Annotated in this window: 19 protein-coding genes; 5 read left to right on the forward strand and 14 right to left on the reverse strand. The window is 67.7% G+C overall.

What is annotated here, in order from left to right; translation table 11 throughout:
- Position 1: 1 nt before the first annotated feature.
- The 3 genes from KIT89_RS07910 to KIT89_RS07920 all read right to left on the reverse strand — a co-directional run bounded on the left by KIT89_RS07910 (position 2) and on the right by KIT89_RS07920 (position 4,053).
- On the reverse strand, positions 2-1,387 hold the full coding sequence (locus KIT89_RS07910) for an amidohydrolase family protein (RefSeq protein WP_297600002.1): 1,386 nt from the start codon (positions 1,385-1,387) through the stop codon (positions 2-4).
- A 176-nt stretch (positions 1,388-1,563) separates the two neighbouring features.
- Complete coding sequence (locus tag KIT89_RS07915; protein ID WP_297600005.1) at positions 1,564-2,994, reverse strand: amidohydrolase family protein; 1,431 nt, start codon at positions 2,992-2,994, stop codon at positions 1,564-1,566.
- 3 nt (positions 2,995-2,997) lie between these two features.
- A complete protein-coding gene (locus tag KIT89_RS07920; protein ID WP_297600008.1) occupies positions 2,998-4,053 on the reverse strand; it encodes an alcohol dehydrogenase catalytic domain-containing protein in 1,056 nt (351 codons plus the stop codon).
- A 275-nt stretch (positions 4,054-4,328) separates the two neighbouring features.
- Here KIT89_RS07920 and KIT89_RS07925 point away from each other — a divergent pair, with 275 nt between their 5' ends.
- Both KIT89_RS07925 and KIT89_RS07930 read left to right on the forward strand, forming a co-directional pair.
- Positions 4,329-5,357, forward strand: coding sequence for a ketopantoate reductase family protein (locus KIT89_RS07925; protein ID WP_297600011.1), 1,029 nt, complete (start codon positions 4,329-4,331; stop codon positions 5,355-5,357).
- Positions 5,357-6,403, forward strand: coding sequence for a ketopantoate reductase family protein (locus tag KIT89_RS07930; RefSeq protein ID WP_297603939.1), 1,047 nt, complete (start codon positions 5,357-5,359; stop codon positions 6,401-6,403). Before KIT89_RS07925 ends, KIT89_RS07930 begins: the two co-directional genes overlap by 1 nt.
- A gap of 74 nt (positions 6,404-6,477) precedes the next feature.
- Here KIT89_RS07930 and KIT89_RS07935 read toward each other — a convergent pair whose 3' ends face one another.
- The 8 genes from KIT89_RS07935 to KIT89_RS07970 form a co-directional block, all read right to left on the reverse strand.
- Positions 6,478-7,917 (reverse strand): amidohydrolase family protein, encoded by a 1,440-nt coding sequence (locus KIT89_RS07935; protein WP_297600014.1) that lies wholly within the window; start codon positions 7,915-7,917, stop codon positions 6,478-6,480.
- 105 nt (positions 7,918-8,022) lie between these two features.
- Positions 8,023-8,730 (reverse strand): SDR family NAD(P)-dependent oxidoreductase, encoded by a 708-nt coding sequence (locus KIT89_RS07940; protein ID WP_297600017.1) that lies wholly within the window; start codon positions 8,728-8,730, stop codon positions 8,023-8,025.
- 40 nt (positions 8,731-8,770) lie between these two features.
- Positions 8,771-9,667 carry a cupin domain-containing protein gene (locus KIT89_RS07945; protein WP_297600020.1) on the reverse strand — a complete coding sequence of 299 codons (897 nt, stop codon included), beginning with the start codon at positions 9,665-9,667 and terminating at the stop codon, positions 8,771-8,773.
- Positions 9,668-9,746: 79 nt separating this feature from the next.
- Positions 9,747-10,787 (reverse strand): ketopantoate reductase family protein, encoded by a 1,041-nt coding sequence (locus KIT89_RS07950; RefSeq protein WP_297600022.1) that lies wholly within the window; start codon positions 10,785-10,787, stop codon positions 9,747-9,749.
- 63 nt (positions 10,788-10,850) lie between these two features.
- Positions 10,851-11,846, reverse strand: coding sequence for a 23S rRNA (guanosine(2251)-2'-O)-methyltransferase RlmB (rlmB, locus tag KIT89_RS07955; RefSeq protein WP_297600024.1), 996 nt, complete (start codon positions 11,844-11,846; stop codon positions 10,851-10,853).
- Entirely contained in the window at positions 11,839-13,254 is a 1,416-nt protein-coding gene (gene cysS / locus KIT89_RS07960; protein ID WP_297600026.1) for a cysteine--tRNA ligase, read from the reverse strand. Before cysS ends, rlmB begins: the two co-directional genes overlap by 8 nt.
- Positions 13,255-13,276: 22 nt before the next feature.
- The gene (ispD, locus tag KIT89_RS07965; RefSeq protein WP_297600028.1) at positions 13,277-14,458 is read right to left on the reverse strand and encodes a 2-C-methyl-D-erythritol 4-phosphate cytidylyltransferase; all 1,182 of its coding nucleotides are present in this window, start codon (positions 14,456-14,458) and stop codon (positions 13,277-13,279) included.
- A gap of 10 nt (positions 14,459-14,468) precedes the next feature.
- On the reverse strand, positions 14,469-14,951 hold the full coding sequence (locus KIT89_RS07970) for a CarD family transcriptional regulator (protein ID WP_293171654.1): 483 nt from the start codon (positions 14,949-14,951) through the stop codon (positions 14,469-14,471).
- A gap of 144 nt (positions 14,952-15,095) precedes the next feature.
- On the opposite strand from KIT89_RS07970, the gene KIT89_RS07975 reads away from it, so the two are divergent.
- A complete protein-coding gene (locus KIT89_RS07975) occupies positions 15,096-15,563 on the forward strand; it encodes a hypothetical protein (RefSeq protein WP_297600033.1) in 468 nt (155 codons plus the stop codon).
- Positions 15,564-15,585: 22 nt separating this feature from the next.
- Here the strand turns inward: KIT89_RS07975 and KIT89_RS07980 are convergent, their stop codons facing one another.
- Positions 15,586-16,266 (reverse strand): response regulator transcription factor, encoded by a 681-nt coding sequence (locus KIT89_RS07980; RefSeq protein ID WP_297600036.1) that lies wholly within the window; start codon positions 16,264-16,266, stop codon positions 15,586-15,588.
- Complete coding sequence (locus KIT89_RS07985) at positions 16,263-17,417, reverse strand: ATP-binding protein (RefSeq protein WP_297600039.1); 1,155 nt, start codon at positions 17,415-17,417, stop codon at positions 16,263-16,265. Before KIT89_RS07985 ends, KIT89_RS07980 begins: the two co-directional genes overlap by 4 nt.
- A 162-nt stretch (positions 17,418-17,579) precedes the next feature.
- Here KIT89_RS07985 and phoU point away from each other — a divergent pair, with 162 nt between their 5' ends.
- Positions 17,580-18,233 carry a phosphate signaling complex protein PhoU gene (gene phoU, locus KIT89_RS07990; protein WP_297600041.1) on the forward strand — a complete coding sequence of 218 codons (654 nt, stop codon included), beginning with the start codon at positions 17,580-17,582 and terminating at the stop codon, positions 18,231-18,233.
- A gap of 3 nt (positions 18,234-18,236) precedes the next feature.
- Here phoU and KIT89_RS07995 read toward each other — a convergent pair whose 3' ends face one another.
- Entirely contained in the window at positions 18,237-18,980 is a 744-nt protein-coding gene (locus KIT89_RS07995; protein ID WP_297600044.1) for a phosphoglyceromutase, read from the reverse strand.
- A gap of 40 nt (positions 18,981-19,020) precedes the next feature.
- Between KIT89_RS07995 and KIT89_RS08000 the strand changes: the two genes are divergently transcribed.
- On the forward strand, positions 19,021-19,821 hold the full coding sequence (locus KIT89_RS08000) for a class I SAM-dependent methyltransferase (protein WP_297600046.1): 801 nt from the start codon (positions 19,021-19,023) through the stop codon (positions 19,819-19,821).
- Positions 19,822-19,937: the final 116 nt, after the last annotated feature.

Raw genomic sequence — 19,937 nt, forward strand, 5'->3', positions numbered from 1 at the left:
ATCAGCCCTGAGACGCAAGCTCGGGGTGCCAGGTGCCGTCGAGCTTGGCCTCGGGCATCTCCCCCACGATGTAGTCGCGCGACGCTTCGGCGCGTGCCCGCAGCGCCGCGATGTCGACCCCGACGAGCGCTCCATCTTTCTTGACCTGGCGACCCTGCACGAAGACGTCTCGCACGAGACCGGGGTGGGCAGAGTAGACGACTGCTCCGATCGGGTTGTTCATCGGGGTCAGGGCCAGCGAGCGATCGTCGAGCACGACGATGTCAGCGGCCTTGCCGACCTCGAGCGAACCCGTGCGCGCGCCGAGACCGGCCGCGTTCGCACCGTCGATCGTGGCGAACTGCATGACCTCGGTGACGCTGAGCCCGATGCGCTGCAGCACTTCACCGGTGTCGACGCTCGGCGCGTTGTCGAGGGCGCGCTGCATGCCGATCGCAGTGCGCATCGTGCCGAACATGTCGCCGCCGTTCGAGCTGCACACGTCGATCGAGAAGGTCGGCCGAATGCCTGCCTTGAGCAGCCGCCCCGTGGCCGGGTAGCCGTGACCCATCTGCATCTCGACGTCGGGCGAGACGGATGCTGTGCCGCCCGATTCGGCGATCATGTCGAGCTCGTCATCACCGAGGGTGCAGCAGTGCACGTACGTGATCTTGTCTGAGAGCAGGCCCTCGTCTTTGAGCTTGCGGATCGGCCCCGATTTGCCCCAGTAGCCGTCGCCGACGTGCATCGTGACGCGGAGGTCGAGGTCTTTCGCCAGCTGGAAGTCGTGCGTGTTGACCTCGGGCACGACGAACTGCGGGCCGCGCAGCGCGAGCGCCATCGTGACGAGCTGGTCGTCCGAGCTGAAGTACTGGTCGCGCACGCGGCGGGCGTCGTCGGCCGGGTGGTTGTTCGTCGAGGGAAGCGCACCCCACTGCTGAGATCCACCGCCGTGGGCGAAGACCGCACGCATGCCGGTGTCGATGAGCGCCTGCACGGCAGCATCGGCGTGTGCCGGCGTGGCCAGGTTGTGCGACCAGTCGACGAGGGTCGTGATGCCCGAGTCGAGTGCTTCGAGAGCCCCGAGGTAGTTGCCGGTGTACGTGTCTTCTGGGCGGAAGTACTTGCTGAGGCCCGTGTGCAGGCCGGCGAGGTACTCGGTCAACGACCAGTCTGAGGCGACGTGCCTCACGACCGACTGCCACGTGTGCCGGTGCGTGTCGACGAATCCGGGGTGCACGATGCGACCGGAGACATCGACGACGACCGCGTCTGCAGCCTCGAGCCCGTGGCCGATGGCTTCGATGTTGCCGTCGGCGCCGATGAGGATGTCGGTGTTGGTGAGAACCTCGCCGGCACGGGCCGACGTGATCACGGTGCCGCCACGCAGCAGGGTTCGAGTACTCATGTCGTCTTTGACTCCTGGATCGGGCGAGACAACGCCCTGGGGCGCCGCATCGCGTCGTGGTGTACTGCGGTCATAGTAGGAGTGTGACTGAACGCTCGTCAAGCCTGACTGACGATTTTGTTCATCACAGTTGAACAACAGCGCGCGCAGCTCGCGGAGTGTTCACCCACGGCGCGTCACGCGCGCTCGCGGTACAGCGGAATGTCGATCGGAGGCTGGGGAATGAAGCCCCCGTGCTGCTCCATCTGGTCATAGAGGTACTCGTGCGACTCATCGAGCGTGCGCAGGGCCCCCGGCAGGTCGACGTGCACCAGCACACCGCCACGCTTGACGACCTTGCCGTCGACGAGCACGGTGTCGACGCAGCCGGCGTGCGCCTGCGCGATGATGGCGCCCGCGGGGTCATTGCGGTTCCACCCGGCCTGGCTGATGCCCCCCATCTCGAGCAGCACGATGTCTGCCCGCTTGCCGGGGGTCAGTGAGCCGACGAGGTCGCCGACACCCGCCGCGTGGGCCCCGTTGATGGTCAACCAGCGGAGGGCATCCCGAGTCGTCCATGCCATCGTCTGCGGGGCGACCCACTGCTGATACCCGGGCTCATCGGCGCGATACCTGCTGGCCTGCAGCACGAGACGGGCGTGCGAGATCATGTCGCCGCTGTCGCCGCTCACGCAGTCGATGCCGAGGCTCGGGCCAGGCGTGTGGCGAGTGACCTCCGCGATCGCGGGATACCCCATGCCCATCTGCATCTCGGTCTCGGCGCAGACCGACACCATCGTGCCGGTGCCCTCGAGCATGCGCCACTCTTCGTCGGTGTTGAACGTGCAGTGCACGAGCAGCAGGTCGTCGCCGAGCAGCGAGTGCTCGTGCAGCACCTCGACATCTTTGAAGAGCTGCCGCACCATGACCTGGTTGGCGTGCATCGTGATGCGCGCGCCGAGCTCGCGCGCGAGCGCGAACTCTTTCTGCACGGTCGCCACCGGCGCGATCGCCAGTTCTTGAGGAGCGATGCCGAATCGCAGCAGGCCGTCTGACGAGAAGTACTCATCACGGATGCTGCGCGCGAGTCGAGCGCGCGTCTCAAGATCTGCGGGGTCGGAGTCGGCGTCTGAGCCGCCCTTGCTCTCGCTCCAGGTGTTGGTCGTGATCGGCGTGAGCCCGTGCCCGTAGAGACCACGGATTCCCGCATCGCGCAGCCCCGTCACCGCGGCGTGCGCGCAATCGGGGTCGAGAATGTTGTGGCAGTAGTCGACGATGGAGGTCACGCCGCAGTTCAGGGCGTCCAGCGCCCCGGCGTAGTTGCCCGCGTACATGTCGTCTACTCGATAGCGCGGTGCCATCTGCAGGCGGATGCCACGGAGATAGTCGGGAATGTTGCCGTCGGCGAGGATGCCGCGCAGGGCCGTCTGCCAGGTGTGCCGGTGGGTGTCGACCATGCCGGGCATCGCGATCATCGTCGACGCGTCGATGACCTCGGCGTCAGCGGCGTCGATCGACTCACCCACGGCGACGATCACGCCGTCGTCGATCAAGATGTCTCCGCGAGACAGGTCTCCGATGCTGTCGTCCATCGAGACGATGGCGGCATTCGTGATGAGAGTGCGCATGGTTTAGCTCCTTCTGTGATCGGCTGCCCTGGCGGCCTGGATCGATGGGTCGATGAGGGTCTTGATGCGGTGGGCAGAGCCCGTGCGGATCGGCTCGATGCCCTCGGCCACTGCCTGGTCGAGGGGGAGGACGAGCGGCGCGACATCGCTCCAGTCGTCGCGCGTCGCGAGCAGACGCACGGCATCGGGAAGGTCGTCGGCGAAGACGTGCGCGTTGGTGCCGACCACGGTGTACTCGCGCACCGTCCACTGCGCCAAGGGCACGGCGACCTCGTCTCGCTGAATGCCGACCGGAACGATCGTCGAACCCGGGCGGGCCGCCGAGAGCACCGAGTCGAGCCCGGCTCGAGTGCCACTGACTTCGAACAGCACGTCGGGGTGAAGACCGAGAGCCTCGATGCGCTCTGCCAGTGAGCCTTCACGAGCGTTCATGACGTGATGAGCGCCGAGCTTCAATGCGAGGTCGAGCCGATCGGGGTCGATGTCGACGACGAGCACCCGTGCAGCGATCGCCGAGGCCGCGACGGTCAAGAACGCCCCGATGCCGCCGACACCGACGATGATCGCGTCATCGACCGCGCTCACGCCGCTGCGGCGCACTGCATGCACGGCGATCGACATCGGCTGCGCGAGCCCGAGCGTGTCGAGCGAGAGCCCAGAACTGGTCACGTCGAGAAGAGTCGTCGCCGGCACGACGGTGTACTCGGCCAATCCCCCGTTGATCTGCAGACCCGCGGTGCGGTAGTCGACGCACAGGTTGGTGCGGCCTCGACGGCAGGGCCGGCATGCACCGCATGAGATGCCGGCGCCGCTGACGACATGGTCGCCCGCCTTGAGCGTCGTGACGTCAGTGCCGACCGCCTCGACCACGCCCGAGAACTCGTGCCCGAGCACGACGGGTGCAGTCGTGAGAATCGGCCCGTGATCGAGCTCTGCCGCATCGCTGCCGCACACCCCGCAGACGGCGACACGGACGAGCACCTCGGTGGGCCCGGGTTCGGGAACCTCGAGGTTCTCGACCGTCGCATCTGCTGCACCCCGGAAGACGAGCGCCTTCACGATCGCTCGAGTCGACTGAGCCGCGATGCGGTGCGGGCGCCGTCGCCCTGCACGGGGCGATCTCGACGCACGGGCTGAAGGTCGATAGTGTTCACGCAGACTCTCCTTCGAGTTTCAGCCATACTTTACACACGGGGCATGCGGCCCCCGCAAGTGCCGCAAGTACCAGTGCTCGTCTCGCATGGGAGAGAGCGATGTGCTGCAGTATGTTTCACTGAACTGCACACGTGACGCTCCGCAGGTGGGCGTGCTGCCCAGAGCAAGGAGGCTCATCCATGACCAGACCTCGCATCGCCGTGCTCGGAACCGGCGCCCAGGGCGCCGGCATCGCGGCCGACATCATCAGGGCTGGGCACGACGTGACGCTCATCGAGCAGTGGCCCGCCAACGTCGACGCCATGCGCGAGCGCGGCATCGAAGTGCGGATGCCCCGAGAGACGGTCATCACCCCTGCGCAGCCGATCCACTTCTGCGACGTCGCCACGCTGCGCGAGCCCTTCGACATCGTGCTCGTCTTGGTCAAGGCATACGACACCCGCTGGGCAGTCGAGCTGATCTCACCCCTGCTCGCCGACGACGGCGTGGTGGTCGGGGTGCAGAACGGCATGACGATGGACGACATCGCCGCCGTCGTCGGGCCGCATCGCACGCTGGGTGCCGTCATCGAGATGGCGTCGAACCTGTTCGACCCTGGCATCGTCAACCGCCAGAACGCCCCCGCCGACTCATGGTTCGCCGTCGGAGGCGTCGACGCTCGAGCGCACTCACGGGCAGAGGTCGTGCGCGACATCATGAGCTGCACCGGCACTGTCGAGATCTCAGACGACATCCGGTCGTCGAAGTGGATGAAGCTCGTGGCCAATGCGGGCGAGCTCGTGCCCTCGGCGATTCTCGACCTGCCCCTCGCCGATGCCGTGCGGCTGCCCGGGGTGCACGAGTTCATGATCCGCGCCGGTGCGGAGGCCGCGCGAGCCGCCCTCGCAGACGGCAGTCGACTCGTCAGCATCTTCGGCCTGAGTGACGACGAGCTGACCGACCCCGAGTCGTATGCAGCGCGACTGCTCGGCGAGGTGCTCGACAAGTACTCGCTGCCCGACACCCGCACCACCGTGCTGCAAGACTGGATGAAGGGCCGCCGCTCAGAGTTCCGCGAGCTCAACGGGCTCGTCGCCGACGTACTCGCCCGAAGCGGTGAGGGCGCGCCCGTCAACGCCCACGTGGTCGACCTCGCCGAGCGCATCGAGCGCGGTGAGCTTCAGCGGGGCATCCATCTGCTCGACACGCTGCTCGCAGGCGGCGCGTGATGGCGGGTGATGGCGAGCGCAATCTGCGCATCGCCGTGCTCGGTGCCGGAGCCAACGGTGGCGGCATCGGCGCCGATCTTGCTCGCGCCGGAGTCGACGTCACGCTCATCGAGCAGTGGCCGGCGCACGTCGAGGCCATTCGCCGTGACGGACTGAGGGTCGTGATGCCCGACCGCGAGACGGTGACGCGCATTCCCGTACTGCACCTGTGCGAGGTGGCGACCCTGCGTGAGCCCTTCGACATCGTGTTCATGCTCATGAAGGCCTACGACGCTGGCTGGGCCGCCCGCCTCATCGAGCCGCACCTCGCTCACGATGGTCTACTGATCGGCGTGCAGAACGGCATGACTGCCGGCACGATCGCCGACGTCGTCGGTGTCGGTCGCACGCTCGGGTGCGTCATCGAAGTGTCGAGCGAGCTGGAGGTTCCCGGCGTCGTCATGCGCCATACCCCCGCCGAGCGGTCGTGGTTCGCCCTCGGCTCGCTCGCACCCGGCGGGCATCCGAGACTCGCGGAGGCCGCGGCCGTGCTCGGCCAGGCGGGCACGGTCGCCCTCGTCGACGACATCCTCTCGGCCAAGTGGATGAAGCTCGTCAGCAACTGCACCACGCTCGTCTCGACCGCGGCCCTCGGCCTGCCGATGATGGCGGCCCTCGACACACCGGGCATGCGCGACGTGATGGTGCGCGCGGGCAACGAAGCTCTCGAGGTGGGGTCGCGCGACGGCCGCACCATCCTGCCGATCTTCGGTCTCAGTGACGACGACATCGCCAGGGTCGACTCACTGGTCGAGGTGCTGCTGGATGCTCTCTATCGGGGTTTCGTGCTGCCGAGCACGACGACCACTGTCTTGCACGACTGGCGCAAGGGCCGCCGCAGCGAAGCTGAGCAGCTCAACGGCTTCGTGGCCCGTCGCGGAGTCGAGCTCGGGGTCGCCACCCCGGCGAACGACGCCCTCGTCGAGGTGGCTCGTCGCATCGAACGCGGCGAGCTCGCTCCCCAGCCCGGCAACGCAGAACTGCTGATGGCTCTCGCGGCACGCTGAGCCCGCGCACTTCTCCTCCCACGCGCATCGGGGGCGTGCCGACTCCGGCACGCCCCCGACAGCACGCGTCGCGACTACTTCTCGTCGTCGAGGTACAGGTAGGGGTTGGCGATGGGCTCGTCCTCGGGAAGAGCGGGGTTCATCCACTCCTTCCAGGCGTCTTCGCCCAGTTCGCCTCGCACGTGCTCGACCGAGGCCGCGACGCGGTCGGCGACGGGCTTCAGCGGCAGCCCGATGCGCTCGCCGTCGTACTTGACGACCTTGCCGTTCACGACGACCGTGTGCACGTCGGCGGTGCCGGCCTGGTAGACGACGTGGGCGTACGGGTTGAGAATCGGCGTCATCGCGGGCGACTCGTCGTTCTTCAGCAGCACGAGGTCTGCCTTCTTGCCGACCGTGATCGAGCCGAGCTTGTCGGCCATGCCCAGCGTGTGCGCACCGCCCATGGTCGCCTGCCAGACAGCGTCTTCGGCCTTCATGCGGTTGACGTTGACCGTGTCGCCGTTGTTGTGCGCCTCGAGGTGGTCGCGCGAGCGGAACGAGCTGAGGGTCGCGCGCATCGCCGAGAAGAAGTCGGCGCTCCACCACACGCTCGTGTCCATCGACAGAGAGGCGGTGATGCCGTACTTCTTGGCCACCCACGCCGAGGGATACCCCTGGCCCGCGCTCTGCTCGCTCTCGGTCGCGATCGAGATCGTTCCCCCCGTTGCCGCGATCTTGTGATAGCTGTCGGGCCCGAGCGAGCTGCCGTGCACGTAGGTGACGGTGTCGTCCATGAATCCGTTCTCGTACATGTACTCGATGTTCGGGTCTCCGTTGACGCCCCAGACGCCGGCGTGCGTCGTGACGCGCAGACCGAGTTCACGCGCGGCCTCGAAGGCGCCTTTCTCGTGGAAGTCGGGGCCCGAGTTGACATCGAAGGCCACCTGCAGACCCATCATGTCGTCGGCCTTGAAATTCTTGACCCATGACTGGAAGCCCGGTTCGTTCATCCACTCCCACGGAGCCCCGAGGTAGTTGCCGTAGGCGAGAACGAATCGACCGGGGATGCTCTTGAGCGCCTCGACCGCCGCGTCGGCGTAGTCGGGGGTGCGCAGAGCGTGAGACCAGTCGACCGTCGTCGTGACGCCCTGGTCGATCGACTCGAGGGCGCTCAGCTGGTTGCCCGCGGCGATGTCTTCGGCGCGGAACACCTGGCCCCAGGTCAGGTAGTAGAAGACGAAGTACTGGCTGAGCGCCCAGTCGCCTCCGTAGCCGCGAAGTGCTGTCTGCCACATGTGGCGGTGAGTGTCGATCATGCCGGGCATGAGAATGCCGCCCTGGGCGTCGATATCGAGAGTGCCAGCAGGCACCTCGAGGTGGTGACCGACTGCAGCGATCGTGTCGTCGGTGATGAGAACGTCGGCGTTCTCGAGCACTCCCGCCGATTCGACCGTGATCACCGTGGCGTTGCGGAAGACGACGGGTCGGCCGGGAGCGAAGTCGGCGGCGCGGGGCGCGACGGCATCGGTCATGAGTTCCTCCTCATTGAGCAATTCAGTAAAGGTACACAGCGTTGTGTAGCGTGGGTAAATCGTAGTTCGATGCGGGTGAATATATCTAGTCCCAGGAGTGATTCTCTACGTGAGTCTCCAGCCACGATCGACGTACAGACTCGTACCTGAGACGCCGCGGTTGTCGAGCAAGAAGAGGGTCGCGCCGACGATGTCGGCCATCGTGGCGAGCTTGCCGCCCGGAGTGCGCGACTCATAGCCCTGCAGCACCGCCGCAGGCTTGTCGGCCCAGAACGGGCTGTCGCCGATGATGCCGGGGTGCAGGCCGTTGACCCGCATCGGTGCGAGCTCGAGCGCCATCGAGTGCACGAGCCCCTCGACGCCGCCGTTGATCGTGGCGACCGTCGTCGATCCTGGGTACGGCGCGTCTTTCGCTCGCCCGCCGAAGAGCACGATGCCGGTGTCGACGGTCGGCTCGAGACGGTCGAGCAGCGCGTGCACGGTCTCGGTGTAGCCGACGAGCTTGAGGGTCACGAGCCGCCTCGCCCTCGCGATGTCGTACTCGCGCACGGTGTTCGCGTCACGTTCGATCGCGGCGAGCACGAGACCGTCCACCCGCCCGATCGACGCGAGACTGCCCGCGATCGTCTCGGGTTCAGAGATGTCGACGCCGATGCCCGTCGCACCCTCACCGATCGAGGCTGCGATGCCCTCGGCCCGCTCCTGCTCGCGCCCCGTCACGATCACACGATCGCCGCGGGCGACGATCTCCTTCGAGAGCTCGAGACCGATTCCGGATGTTCCGCCGATGACGACGATGGTGCGCTGAGTCACTGCTCCTCCTTGAGCGTTCGGGCGTGCGATCGGTGCTGGGCTACTCAGAGCCGAGCTTGTCGGTGAGGTAGTTCCAGTCGCGCGCGAAGCGATAGGCGTGGCGCGCAGGCATCTGGGGCGACTGGGTCTCGAGCCAGCGCACGGGTGCGCCCACGGCCCTGAACGAGTGCACGCACCCCACACCTGCCCAGGCGATGTCGCCTGGCTTCATGCGCACCTCATAGCCGTCGAACGTGGCATCGACCTCGCCGTCGAGAATGAGATAGGCCTCTTCGAGGGGGTGGTCGTGCGGCCCCGCGACACCGTCGGGCTCGTACTGCACCATGAACATCGTGTGCAGCACTGAGCCCAGGTCGCTGTCGACCATCATCTTGAGCGAGATGCCGCTGTAGACGAGCAGGGCAGTGCGCATGCTCGCCGACTGCGCGAGCAGCTCTTGCGACTGCTTGCCGGGGTTCATCTGCTCGGTCGTGATCGCGCCGAATGAGCGCGTACGAGGGTCGCGAGGGTCGACCGCGATCGGGGTTCCGGGCGCGATGTCGGGCACCCGATAGGTGTCGTAGCCGTGCTCCTCTCGCGGCGGAGGCGAATAGATGTCGCTCCACACTGCGGGCACGTCGCCGACCGACGCCCACGAGTGGGGTACACCCAGGGGGATGACGCCGTAGTCACCCGCGACCAGGTGCACGGTGGCCTCCGGCGTGACGAGCAGCACCTCACCCTCGATGAGGTGAAACGACTCCTCGACAGAGTGAACATGGGTGGGAATCGCGCCGCCGGGTTCGAGGCGCGACATGCCGAAGTCGGTGTGCGCGGCCCCGTCGTCAAAGCCGACTGCGCGCCAGCGGGTGTAGCCCTCAGAGTCGGGGGCGAGCGCTCCCGGGTGGCGGTAGTCGGCATCGTCTCCTGTGCGCACCACGTAGCGCTTCGTCACCATCGACTCCTTCTGTGTCTGCTCGAGACTCACGTCTCGTTAAGCATCAGTGAACATAGTCAATGCGACTGCATGCACTCTGTCAAGAGCGATCGAGGGTTCTGATGAGCAGCTCTGCATTGCGCGGAGACGGAGTGAGCTCACCGCGCTCGACGCTCTCGGCCAGCCGCAAGACCGCCTCGTTCACGGGGGCGCTGCCCCCGAGCTCAGCGCGCTTCTGCACGATGTAGCCGCTGAAGGCGTCTAACTCGCCACGGCGCCCCTTCTGCCAGTCTTGCAGCACCGCCACGCGGGTGTCGGGCTGCGAGAAGTGCGAGAGCACCCGATCGAGCAGGTCGAGAGCATACTGATCGTCGTGCGGCATGTCGCCGATCTCGATGCCGAGACTGGGCCGCATGGTGATGCCGAGGTCGACTGCCAGCGCATAGGCCTCGCGCGACATCGCGTCCATGACAGGGCGAACACCGCTCATGCCGGCTGCCTCGAGCAGCGGCACCCCGAGCAGCGCCGACGGCAGCATCTCAGGAATGTTGGCCATCAGCTTCATCCACTTCGCCGAGCGGATATCGCTGGTCACCTCGACCGCGGCCGCATGCGCCAGCACTCCGGCGACATCCTCGAGGCGACTGGTGCGGTCACCCGAGAGGGTGCCGATCGAGAACCACGTGTTCTCGGGCGCGACCTGGCGTCGCACGAGGCCCGGCTCTGGCATGTTCGCCGCGATTCCCATCGCGCAGCCGATCGTGCGGTCGGCGCCGACGATCTCGGCACTGTGATCGATGGTCATCCCGTTCTGCAGGCCGACAAACACCGAGTCGGGGCGCATGAGCGGGCGCATGAGTTCGGCGACCCATCGCGTGTCGTAGGTCTTGACGCCGGTAAACACCAGGTCGTAGGTCTCGCGCAGTTCGGCCACCTCGCACACGTGAAGCGCTCGAACCTCTGTCACCTGCACGTCGCCGAGCACGTCGACGGTGAGGCCATCACTGCGCATCGCCTCGACGTGGGCGGGCCATTGATCGATGAGCGTCACATCGAGGCCCGCACGCACGAGGTCGGCGCTCACCGACGCGCCGACCGCGCCGGTTCCGACGACAGCGATCGTCAGGTCTTGCAGCTCCATCGCCGACTCCTCAAGCGTTCAGTAAAGGTGAACACTGTGAGAATACACACGGGCGTCTGCCCGCTACAACGCCGAACGCCTCCGCGACACCTCATACAGCGCGACGCTCGCCGCGATGCCGGCGTTGAGCGACTCGGTCGCCGCCGAGATCGGAATCGACACGATCGCGTCGCAGGTCTCGGTGACGAGCCGAGAGAGGCCTTTGCCCTCGCTGCCCACGACGATGACCAGAGGGCGATCGGCGAGCTCGAGGTCGGGCAGCATCATGTCGCCGTCGCCGTCGAGACCGAGCACGAAGACCCCCTCGGCCTTCATCGACTTGAGGGTCTGCGTGAGGTTCGGCGCCATGGCGACGGGGGTGCGGGCCGCGGCACCCGCCGACGTCTTCCACGCCGCCGCCGTCACGCCGACCGAGCGACGCTGCGGCACGATGACGCCGTGGCCTCCGAACGCCGCCGTCGACCGGATGATCGCACCCAGATTGCGCGGATCTGTCACACCATCGAGCGCCACCAGCAGGGGCGTCTGCCCGCGGTCGATCGCGCGTGACACGAGATCGAGCGGATGCGCGTACTCGTACGCCGGCACGGTGATCGCGATGCCCTGGTTGACCGAGTTCTCACCCGTCATGCGGTCGAGCTCGGGGCGCATGATCTCGAGCACCGCGATGCCGCGCTTCGTCGCGAGCGAGAGCGACTCTTTCACGCGGTCGTCCATCTCGATGCGCGAGGCGATGTAGAGCGTGCTCGCCGGCACCTTCGCGCGCAGTGCCTCGAGCACCGAGTTGCGGCCGCTCACGACCTCTGAGTCGTTGTTCTTCTTCGGCGAGCGCGCCCGGCCCTGCTGGCCGCCGCCGCTGCTGCCCGACCCGCCGGAGCGCGAACGCGCGGCTGCGAGCCGATCGTTCGCCGCCTTGCGCTTGCCCGCCGGGTGCCACGAGCGGTCTTCGGCCTTCGGGGTCGGCCCACGACCCTCGAGCGCCTGCCTGCCTTGGCCGCCCGACCCCACCGTGGGGCCCTTCTTCTTCTTGCTGGCGCCGGGGCGCCCTGGCTTAGCCATCGATACTCCAGTCGGTTGCCGTCGGTGTGTCTTCGAGCACGATGCCGGCCGCGGCAAAGTCGTCACGAATGCGGTCTGCGGTGGCGAAGTCGCGCGACTCGCGGGCGGCGCGACGCTCGGCGAGCATCCGTTCCACCAGGTGCGCAAGGGCCCGCCTCGCCGACGCAGCTGCATCAGGATGCTCGGCCGCGTCGTCGAGACCCAGCACGTCGACCATCGCCTCGACCGCCGTGAGCGCTGCCTCGACCGCCGCGTCGTCGCCCGCATCGAGCGCCGAATTGCCCGCACGAACCGTCTCGTGCAGCACGGCGAGCGCGTGCGGCACCGCGAGGTCGTCATCGAGTGCAGCGGCGAACCCGGCGGGCACTCTGTCATCGATCGAGGCGGCCTCGGTGGTCGCTGGGGTGTCGAGCCGCTTGCGGGCCCGTGCGCGAAACGACTCGATGCGGCCGAGCGCCTCGCGCGCCTCGTCGAGCGAGGTCGGGGTGTAGTCGATCGTCGAGCGGTAGTGCGCAGACCCGAGCCAGTAGCGCACGACAGCGGGTCGATGAGTCGCGAGCAGGTCGGCCGCGAACACCGAGTTGCCGAGCGACTTCGACATCTTCTGCCCGCCGACCGTGACGAGGCCGTTGTGAACCCAGTGCCGCGCGAAGCCATGACCAGCCGCGCTCGACTGCGCGAGCTCGTTCTCGTGGTGCGGAAAACGCAGATCGAGCCCGCCGCCGTGAATGTCGAACGCCTCGCCGAGATAGCGGGCGGCCATGGCCGAGCACTCGATGTGCCACCCGGGCCGACCTCGACCCCACGGCGAGTTCCAGTGCGCGCTCGACGGCTCGTCGGGCTTGGCGCCCTTCCAGAGGGCGAAATCGCGCGGGTCGCGCTTGGCGCGCGGCGGGGCATCGCCCGCGTCTTCCATGTCGTCGGGGCTCTGCCTCGTGAGCTCGCCGTACCGCGGCCAGCTGCGCACGTCGAAGTAGACGTCGCCGCTGGCGTCGTCGGCCGGGTAGGCGTGGCCGCGCTCGATGAGCTCGGCGATGATGGCGTGCATCTGCTCGATGCTCGCCGTCGCCCTCGGCTCGTAGGTGGGCGGCAGAATGCCGAGAGCACGATACCCGGCGGTGAAGTCGAGCTCGACCCGGTATGCCACGGCGTACCACGGCTCGTCTGGCGTCTCGGCGGCCAGAATCTTGTCGTCGATGTCGGTGACGTTGCGAATGAAGGTCACCGTGTAGCCCCTGGCCGTCAACCATCGGCGCCACAGGTCGTAGGCGAGTGCGCTGCGCAGGTGGCCGATGTGGGGTGCCGACTGCACCGTCGGCCCGCACACGTACATGCCGACGTGACCGTCGACCCGTGTTTCGAGGTCGACGACGGCCTGCTGCAGGCTGTCGTAGAGGCGCACGGTCACCGGGTAAGCCTACCGGCGGGGTCTATGACCGCAGCAGCGCGGTCGCGATCGCGGCGACACCTTCGGCGCGGCCGGTGAAGCCGAGACCGTCGCTTGTCGTCGCGGCGACGCTCACGGGAGCGCCGAGCACGCGGCTGAGCAGCGCCTCGACCTCGTGCCTGCGGGCGGCGAAGCGCGGTCGCTGGGCGACCACCTGCACCGCGACGTTCACCACGTCGAACCCCGCGTCGCGCAGCAGGTCGAGGGTCGCGGTGAGAAAGACCTCACCCCGGGCATCCGTGAACCGAGGGTCGTCCACCCCGAATCGCGACCCGATGTCGCCCAGGCCGGCGGCAGACAGCAGTGCGTCGCACACCGCGTGACTGATCGCGTCGCCGTCGCTGTGGCCGGCGAGCCCGGGTTCGTCTGGCCAGTACAGCCCGCCGAGCCACAGGGGTCGCGCATCGTCGTAGGCGTGCACGTCGATGCCGACACCCGTGCGCACCGAGGGCCTGTCGTCGCTGACGAGCTGCTGCGCCCGCCTGAGATCCCACGGAGTGGTCACCTTGAACGCGCGGTCGTCACCGAGCACCGTCACAACGGGATGCCCTGCCGAGGCATACACGCTCGCATCGTCAGTGTGCTCGGCATCGGGCTGCACCGACTCGAGCGCGGCGCGGTACGCGTCGAGCGGAAAACCCTGAGGCGTCTGGATCGACGCGAGCTCGGCGCGATCGACCTGCTCGACGACCGCGCCGTCGGGGTCGCGGCGCGCAATGGTGTCGACGACGGGCAGTGCGGGAATCACTCCCCCAGCGCTGTCGCGCACTCGTGCGACCACGCGCTCGAAGACGTCGACGGGGGTGAAGGCGCGTGCCGCGTCATGAATGAGCACGGTCTCGACGCCCGGCGTGACGGCGCTGACACCCGCACGCACCGACGCGAGCCGGCTGTCGCCGCCGACGACGACGGTGACCGAGTCGCGCGCCGGGCCGGCCGAGCGCCGCGCGATGGCCGCTGCCTCGTCGCGGTGCGACGAGGGCGCCACGACGACCACGTGGGCCGGCTCGGGCATCGCGAAGACGGCATCGAGAGCGTGCTCGAGCAGTGTGCGGCCGCCGACCGGCACGAATGCCTTCGGCTCGGCACGACCGAGGCGGGTTCCGCTGCCTGCAGCGACGACGACCACGGCGAGCCGCGGCGCACCGACAGCGAGCTCGGTCACGAGCAGTGGGCTACGAGGCGAGAACCTCGTCGAGAACCGTCGAGGCCTTCTCTTCGTCGGTCTTCTCGGCGAGAGCGAGCTCACTGATCAGAATCTGACGGGCCTTCGCGAGCATGCGCTTCTCGCCCGCGCTGAGCCCGCGATCTTGGTCGCGGCGCCACAGGTCGCGCACCACTTCAGACACCTTGATGACGTCGCCCGAGGCGAGCTTCTCGAGGTTGGCCTTGTAGCGGCGCGACCAGTTGGTGGGCTCTTCGGTGAAGGGGGCGCGCAGCACCTCGAACACCTTGTCGAGGCCCTCTTGCCCGATCACGTCGCGAACGCCGACGAGGTCGACGTTCTCGGCCGGAACCTCGATCGTCAAGTCGCCTTGCGTGACGTTGAGCTTGAGGTAGAGCTTCTCTTCACCTCGGATGGTTCGGTTCTTGACTTCGATGATCGTGGCAGCCCCGTGATGGGGGTAGACGACAGTCTCGCCGACCTGGAAAAGCATGGATGGTGGTCCTTCCGCAGAACCTCCAGTCTACCACAGCGATCTCACAGCATGGAGGGCCGAGGCGGGCCCCTCGGGGCCGCCGCCGCCCTCGGGGCTGGCTAGACTAGAGGGGTACTCGGCGCGCACATCTGGAGGCTATTCGTGAAATCTCGGCTCGCGGCTTCGATCGCGCTCGCGGCAGCCCTGCTCATCGGAACGACGGGGTGCACGTTCTTCTCGCCGATCGCGACCCAGAAGGTCTACGACCCGAGCGACGGCGTCGGCGCCGAGGTGGGCGATCTGCTCATCCGCAACGCCATGCTCATCGGTGACGACCCCGAGAACCTCAGCCTCGTCGTGACCATCGTGAACCGTTCTGACAGTGATCGACGGCTCTCGGTGCAGTGGGCCTCGGGCGGCGAGCGCATTACCGAGTCGATGTTCGTGAACGCCAATGGGCGCACTGCGTTCGGCGGCCCCGACCAAGATCAGGTGCTTGTCACGGGCAGCACCGACGTGATCGGCGGGCTCGTGCCGCTCTTCTTCAGCTACGGAACGGCACCCGGCGTCGAGGTTCTCGTGCCCGTGCTCGACGGCAGCCTGCCCGAGTACGAGCTGTTCGTTCCCTGAGCCCGCGTCAGATCCAGCGACATCAGTCTTCGAAGCGGTAGCCGAGTCCGCGCACGGTGACGAGCATCTGCGGATTCGAGGGGTCGGTCTCGATCTTCGACCGGATGCGCTTGACGTGCACATCGAGCGTCTTCGTGTCACCGAAGTAGTCGGCACCCCACACGCGGTCGATGAGCTGACCGCGCGTCAGCACGCGCCCGGCGTTGCGCAGCAGCAGTTCGAGCAGCTCGAACTCTTTCAGCGGCATCGCGATCTCGCGGCCCTCGACCGTCACCTGGTGCTTGTCGACATCCATGCGCACCGTGCCCGCCGTGAGCACGCCGTCATCGATGTCGCTGTCGTCGGTCTGACGACGCAGCACCGCCCGGATGCGCGCGAGCAGTTCGCGAGTCGAGTACGGCTTCGTGACGTAGTCGTCTGCCCCCAGCTCGAGCCCCACGACGATGTCGACCTCGCTGTCTTTCGCCGTCAGCATGATGATCGGCACACTCGAGCGCTGCCGCAGCTCGCGGCACACCTCGGTGCCCGACATGCCCGGCAGCATGAGGTCGAGCAGCACGAGGTCGGCGCCCGATTGCTCGAACGTCGACACCGCGGCGAGCCCGTCGTCGACCACGGTGGTCTCGTAGCCTTCGCGGGTCAACAGGTATGAGAGCGGCTCAGACAGCGCCGGCTCGTCTTCGACAATGAGAATGCGGGTCATGTGCGTGCCTTCAGGGGAGTCGGTGCCGGCTGGTCGACGCGCGGCAGGCGGATGGTGAACGTAGAGCCACGGCCGGGTTGCGACCAGACCCGAACATCGCCGCCGTGGTTCTGCACCACGTGCTTGACGATGCTCAAGCCCAGCCCTGTGCCGCCCGTGGCGCGAGAGCGAGCCTGATCGACTCTGAAGAAGCGCTCGAAGACGCGGTCGAGCTCGTCTTCGGGAATACCGATGCCCTGGTCGGTGACGGCGATCTCGATGATGTCGTCGGTGGCGATGACCCCCACCCCCACGCGCGAGGGCGAGGGCGAGTACTGCACGGCGTTCGCGATGAGGTTGTGCACCGCGGTGATGAGCATGGTCTCATCGCCCCACACCCGCAGGCCGCGCTCGCCGCCGCTCGCGAGGGTGATGCGGTGGGCGTCTGCCAGCACGCGGTTCTGGTCGATCGCCGCCGCGACCACCGCGTCGATCTCGACCATCTCAGGATGGCTGAGGGCGTCTTTGGCCTGCAGTCGAGACAACTCGATGATCTCTTGCGTCATGCTCGCGAGCCGCTCTGACTCTTTGTGGAGCTGGTCGGCGAAGCGTCGCACCTGCACCGGATCTTCGGCGGCGTGGCCGAGCGCCTCGCTCAGCAGACCGATCGCCCCGATCGGAGTCTTCAACTCGTGGCTGATGTTGGCGACGAAGTCTCGACGCACCGCGTCGAGCCGATGAGATTCGGTGCGGTCTTCGGCGAGCAGCAGCACGAAACGGCTGCCCAGACGGGCGACCCGCACCGAGAGGTGCAGGGCCGCGTCGCCCAGGGGCCCGCGGCTCAACTCGACCTCTTCGGTGAGCGGCTCGCCGCTGCGTCGCACTCGCTCGACCAGCTCGACCAGTCGAGCGTGCACGAGCGTGCGGTGCCAGACCAGCCCGAGGGCCAGGGCGCCGGGCGAGGCCTTCACGACACTGTTGCTGTAGTCGAGCACGACCCCGGCAGACTCGAGCGCCTCGACCACTTGGTCGACCCCATCGGGCACCGTGGTCGACGCCACCTCGGCGGCCATTCGCCCCCGCCGAGCCGCCGCCACGACGGTCGCGACGGCTCCCGCCCCGATCGTCACCCCGAGGGTGAGAGCGAGGGGCACGAGCAGTGCCGAGTCCATGAGCACTAGATTAGTGACCGGGTGAGCGTCGAAAAGCCGTGATGCGACCGCAATCGGCACCGAAGACCCAGAGTTCACCTGTGGGCCACGTACCGTTCACCGCCGAACGGGACTGTGAAGGGGACTGCGACAGTGCCCCACCAGAAATGAGGATGTACTCCAATGCGCGAAGTATTCCAGCAAGAGTTGCGCGAGGTGCGCGAGCGCCTCGTCGAGATCGCGGGCCTCGTCGCCGACTCGATCGACAATGCGACCCGCGCCTTCAACGAGTCGAACGTCTCGCTCGCCGAGACCGTCATCAGCGATGACGCCAAGATCGACGCCGCCGCCGCCGAGCTCGACGAGCTGGCCATCAACATTCTCGCCCGCCAGCAGCCCGTCGCGCGCGACCTGCGCGTCGTCGTGAGCGCGCTGCGCATCAGTGCATCGCTCGAGCGCATGGGCGACATGTCAGAGCACATCGCGCAGCTCGCCCGCTACCGCTTTCCTGACAAGGTGGTGCCCAAGAGCCTGCGCGGCACCTTCAAAGAGATGGGCGCTCTCGACGTCGAGATCGCGCGCAAGCTCGTCGAGCTGCTCGAGACCGAAGACCTCTCGATCGCCGAATACATTCGCGATGAAGACGACAAGATCGACGCGCTGCACCTCAGCGTGTTCGACAAGGTGCTCGGCGAGAGCTGGAAGGGCGAAGCCGTCGACACCGTCGACGCGACGCTCGCCTCCCGCTACCACGAGCGGTTCGCCGACCACGCCGTGTCGATCGCCAAGAAGGTGCAGTACCTCGCGACCGGCGACTGGGTTCAGGCCGACGACTGAGCCCTACTTCTTGCCCTGCGCCGCCACGGCAGCCGCACCGGCCGCCGCAGCTTCTGGGTCGAGGTACTCGGCCGGCTTCACGGGCATGAAGTCGTCGCCCAGCTCGTAGACGAGCGGAATGCCCGTCGGAATGTTGAGCTCGGCGATCGCGCCATCGGCGATGCCATCGAGGTGCTTCACGAGCGCCCGCAGCGAATTGCCGTGCGCCACCACGAGCACCGTTCGGCCCTCGGCAAGATCGCGTGTGATGTCGCTCTGCCAGTAGGGGAGCATCCGGTCGATGACCAGCTTGAGGCTCTCAGTGCGCGGCACCTCGCCGTCGATGTCTGCGTAGCGCACGTCGTGCACCTGGCTGTACTCGGCGTCGTCGTCGAGCGGAGGCGGCGGCGTATCGAAGCTGCGCCGCCACGTCATGAAGAGCTCTTCGCCGTGCTGCGCGAGCGTCTCGGCCTTGTTGAGCCCCTGCAGCGAGCCGTAGTGCCGCTCGTTGAGGCGCCAGCTGCGCTTGACCGGCAGCCAGTCGAGGTCGGCCACCTCGAGCGCCAGATTCGCGGTGTGAATCGCTCGCTTCAGCAGGCTCGTGTAGAGCATCGTCGGAGCCAGGCCCGACTCGGCGATCAGCTCGCCGGCGCGCCGCGCCTCGACCCTGCCCTGCTCGGTGAGCCCCACGTCGACCCAGCCGGTGAAGATGTTCTTCTCGTTCCAGACAGAGTGGCCGTGGCGAAGCAAGATCAGCGTGTGCGTCATGCCTCCAGCCTAGCGAGCGGCGCCGCGCGAGAATGAGCGCATGGTTGAGGGGCACATCACGCGCGGCACCACCGGCGTGAACCGACTGCGCCGCATCGACCGTTTCATCGCCGCGCACCCCGCCCTGCGTCGCGCGACCGACCCGCTCGTCGTCGACCTCGGCTACGGCGCAGCGCACTGGACCCCCCTCGAACTGCTCGAACGGCTGCGCCCCGTGCGCCCCGACGTGCGCGTGGTCGGCATCGAGATCGACCCCGAGCGGGTGCGCGCTGCCGCCGCCTATGCGCAGGATGGGCTCAGTTTTCGACGCGGCGGCTTCGAGATACCCCTCGACGCGGATGCCCGGCCGGCCGTCATCCGCGCCGCCAACGTGCTGCGGCAGTACGACGAAGCCGATGTGCCCGCGGCGTGGGCGCTCATGCAGTCGCGGCTGCAGCCCGGCGGGCTGCTGCTCGACGCGACGTGCAACGAAGTCGGACGCGTCGCGAGCTGGGTGTCGCTCGACCCCGACGGCCCGCGCACGCTCACGGTGTCGCTGCACCTGGCCTCGGTCGAGCATCCCTCGATCGTGGCCGAACGGCTGCCGAAGGCGCTCATCCATCGCAATGTGCCCGGCGAGGGGGTGCACGCGCTGCTGCGCGAACTCGACGCGCAGTGGGCGCGCAACGCCCCGCTCGCCACCTTCTCGCCCCGGCAGCGGTTCATCGCCGCGGTGCGCGGGCTGCGCGATGCCGGGTGGCCCGTGCGCGGCGGCGTCGCCCGCTGGAGGCTCGGCGAGCTGACCGTCGACTGGTCTGCCGTCGCGCCCGGTGCCCGCACTCGGCAGACTCCCGAACTGTAGGAAGCCGCCGAGGTCGCGCTCGACAGGTTCCTACACTTCGGGAGTCTGGTGAAGGTGCACCGTGCGTACCGGGCAGCGGAGCCGGGCCTCACGCTCGACGGCCCCCGGGGCGGCAG

The organism is Microcella sp. (genome assembly GCF_025808395.1).
In the GTDB taxonomy this organism is placed as follows: domain Bacteria; phylum Actinomycetota; class Actinomycetes; order Actinomycetales; family Microbacteriaceae; genus Microcella.

Bases quoted from the DNA above. Each gene is read 5' to 3' on its own strand.
- KIT89_RS07910 (WP_297600002.1), bottom strand. From the start codon at position 1,387: ATGAGTACTCGAACCCTGCTGCGTGGCGGCACCGTGATCACGTCGGCC.
- KIT89_RS07915 (WP_297600005.1), bottom strand. From the start codon at position 2,994: ATGCGCACTCTCATCACGAATGCCGCCATCGTCTCGATGGACGACAGC.
- KIT89_RS07925 (WP_297600011.1), top strand. From the start codon at position 4,329: ATGACCAGACCTCGCATCGCCGTGCTCGGAACCGGCGCCCAGGGCGCC.
- KIT89_RS07930 (WP_297603939.1), top strand. From the start codon at position 5,357: ATGGCGGGTGATGGCGAGCGCAATCTGCGCATCGCCGTGCTCGGTGCC.
- KIT89_RS07935 (WP_297600014.1), bottom strand. From the start codon at position 7,917: ATGACCGATGCCGTCGCGCCCCGCGCCGCCGACTTCGCTCCCGGCCGA.
- KIT89_RS07945 (WP_297600020.1), bottom strand. From the start codon at position 9,667: ATGGTGACGAAGCGCTACGTGGTGCGCACAGGAGACGATGCCGACTAC.
- KIT89_RS07950 (WP_297600022.1), bottom strand. From the start codon at position 10,787: ATGGAGCTGCAAGACCTGACGATCGCTGTCGTCGGAACCGGCGCGGTC.
- rlmB (WP_297600024.1), bottom strand. From the start codon at position 11,846: ATGGCTAAGCCAGGGCGCCCCGGCGCCAGCAAGAAGAAGAAGGGCCCC.
- KIT89_RS07970 (WP_293171654.1), bottom strand. From the start codon at position 14,951: ATGCTTTTCCAGGTCGGCGAGACTGTCGTCTACCCCCATCACGGGGCT.
- KIT89_RS07980 (WP_297600036.1), bottom strand. From the start codon at position 16,266: ATGACCCGCATTCTCATTGTCGAAGACGAGCCGGCGCTGTCTGAGCCG.
- KIT89_RS07985 (WP_297600039.1), bottom strand. From the start codon at position 17,417: ATGGACTCGGCACTGCTCGTGCCCCTCGCTCTCACCCTCGGGGTGACG.
- phoU (WP_297600041.1), top strand. From the start codon at position 17,580: ATGCGCGAAGTATTCCAGCAAGAGTTGCGCGAGGTGCGCGAGCGCCTC.
- KIT89_RS07995 (WP_297600044.1), bottom strand. From the start codon at position 18,980: ATGACGCACACGCTGATCTTGCTTCGCCACGGCCACTCTGTCTGGAAC.
- KIT89_RS08000 (WP_297600046.1), top strand. From the start codon at position 19,021: ATGGTTGAGGGGCACATCACGCGCGGCACCACCGGCGTGAACCGACTG.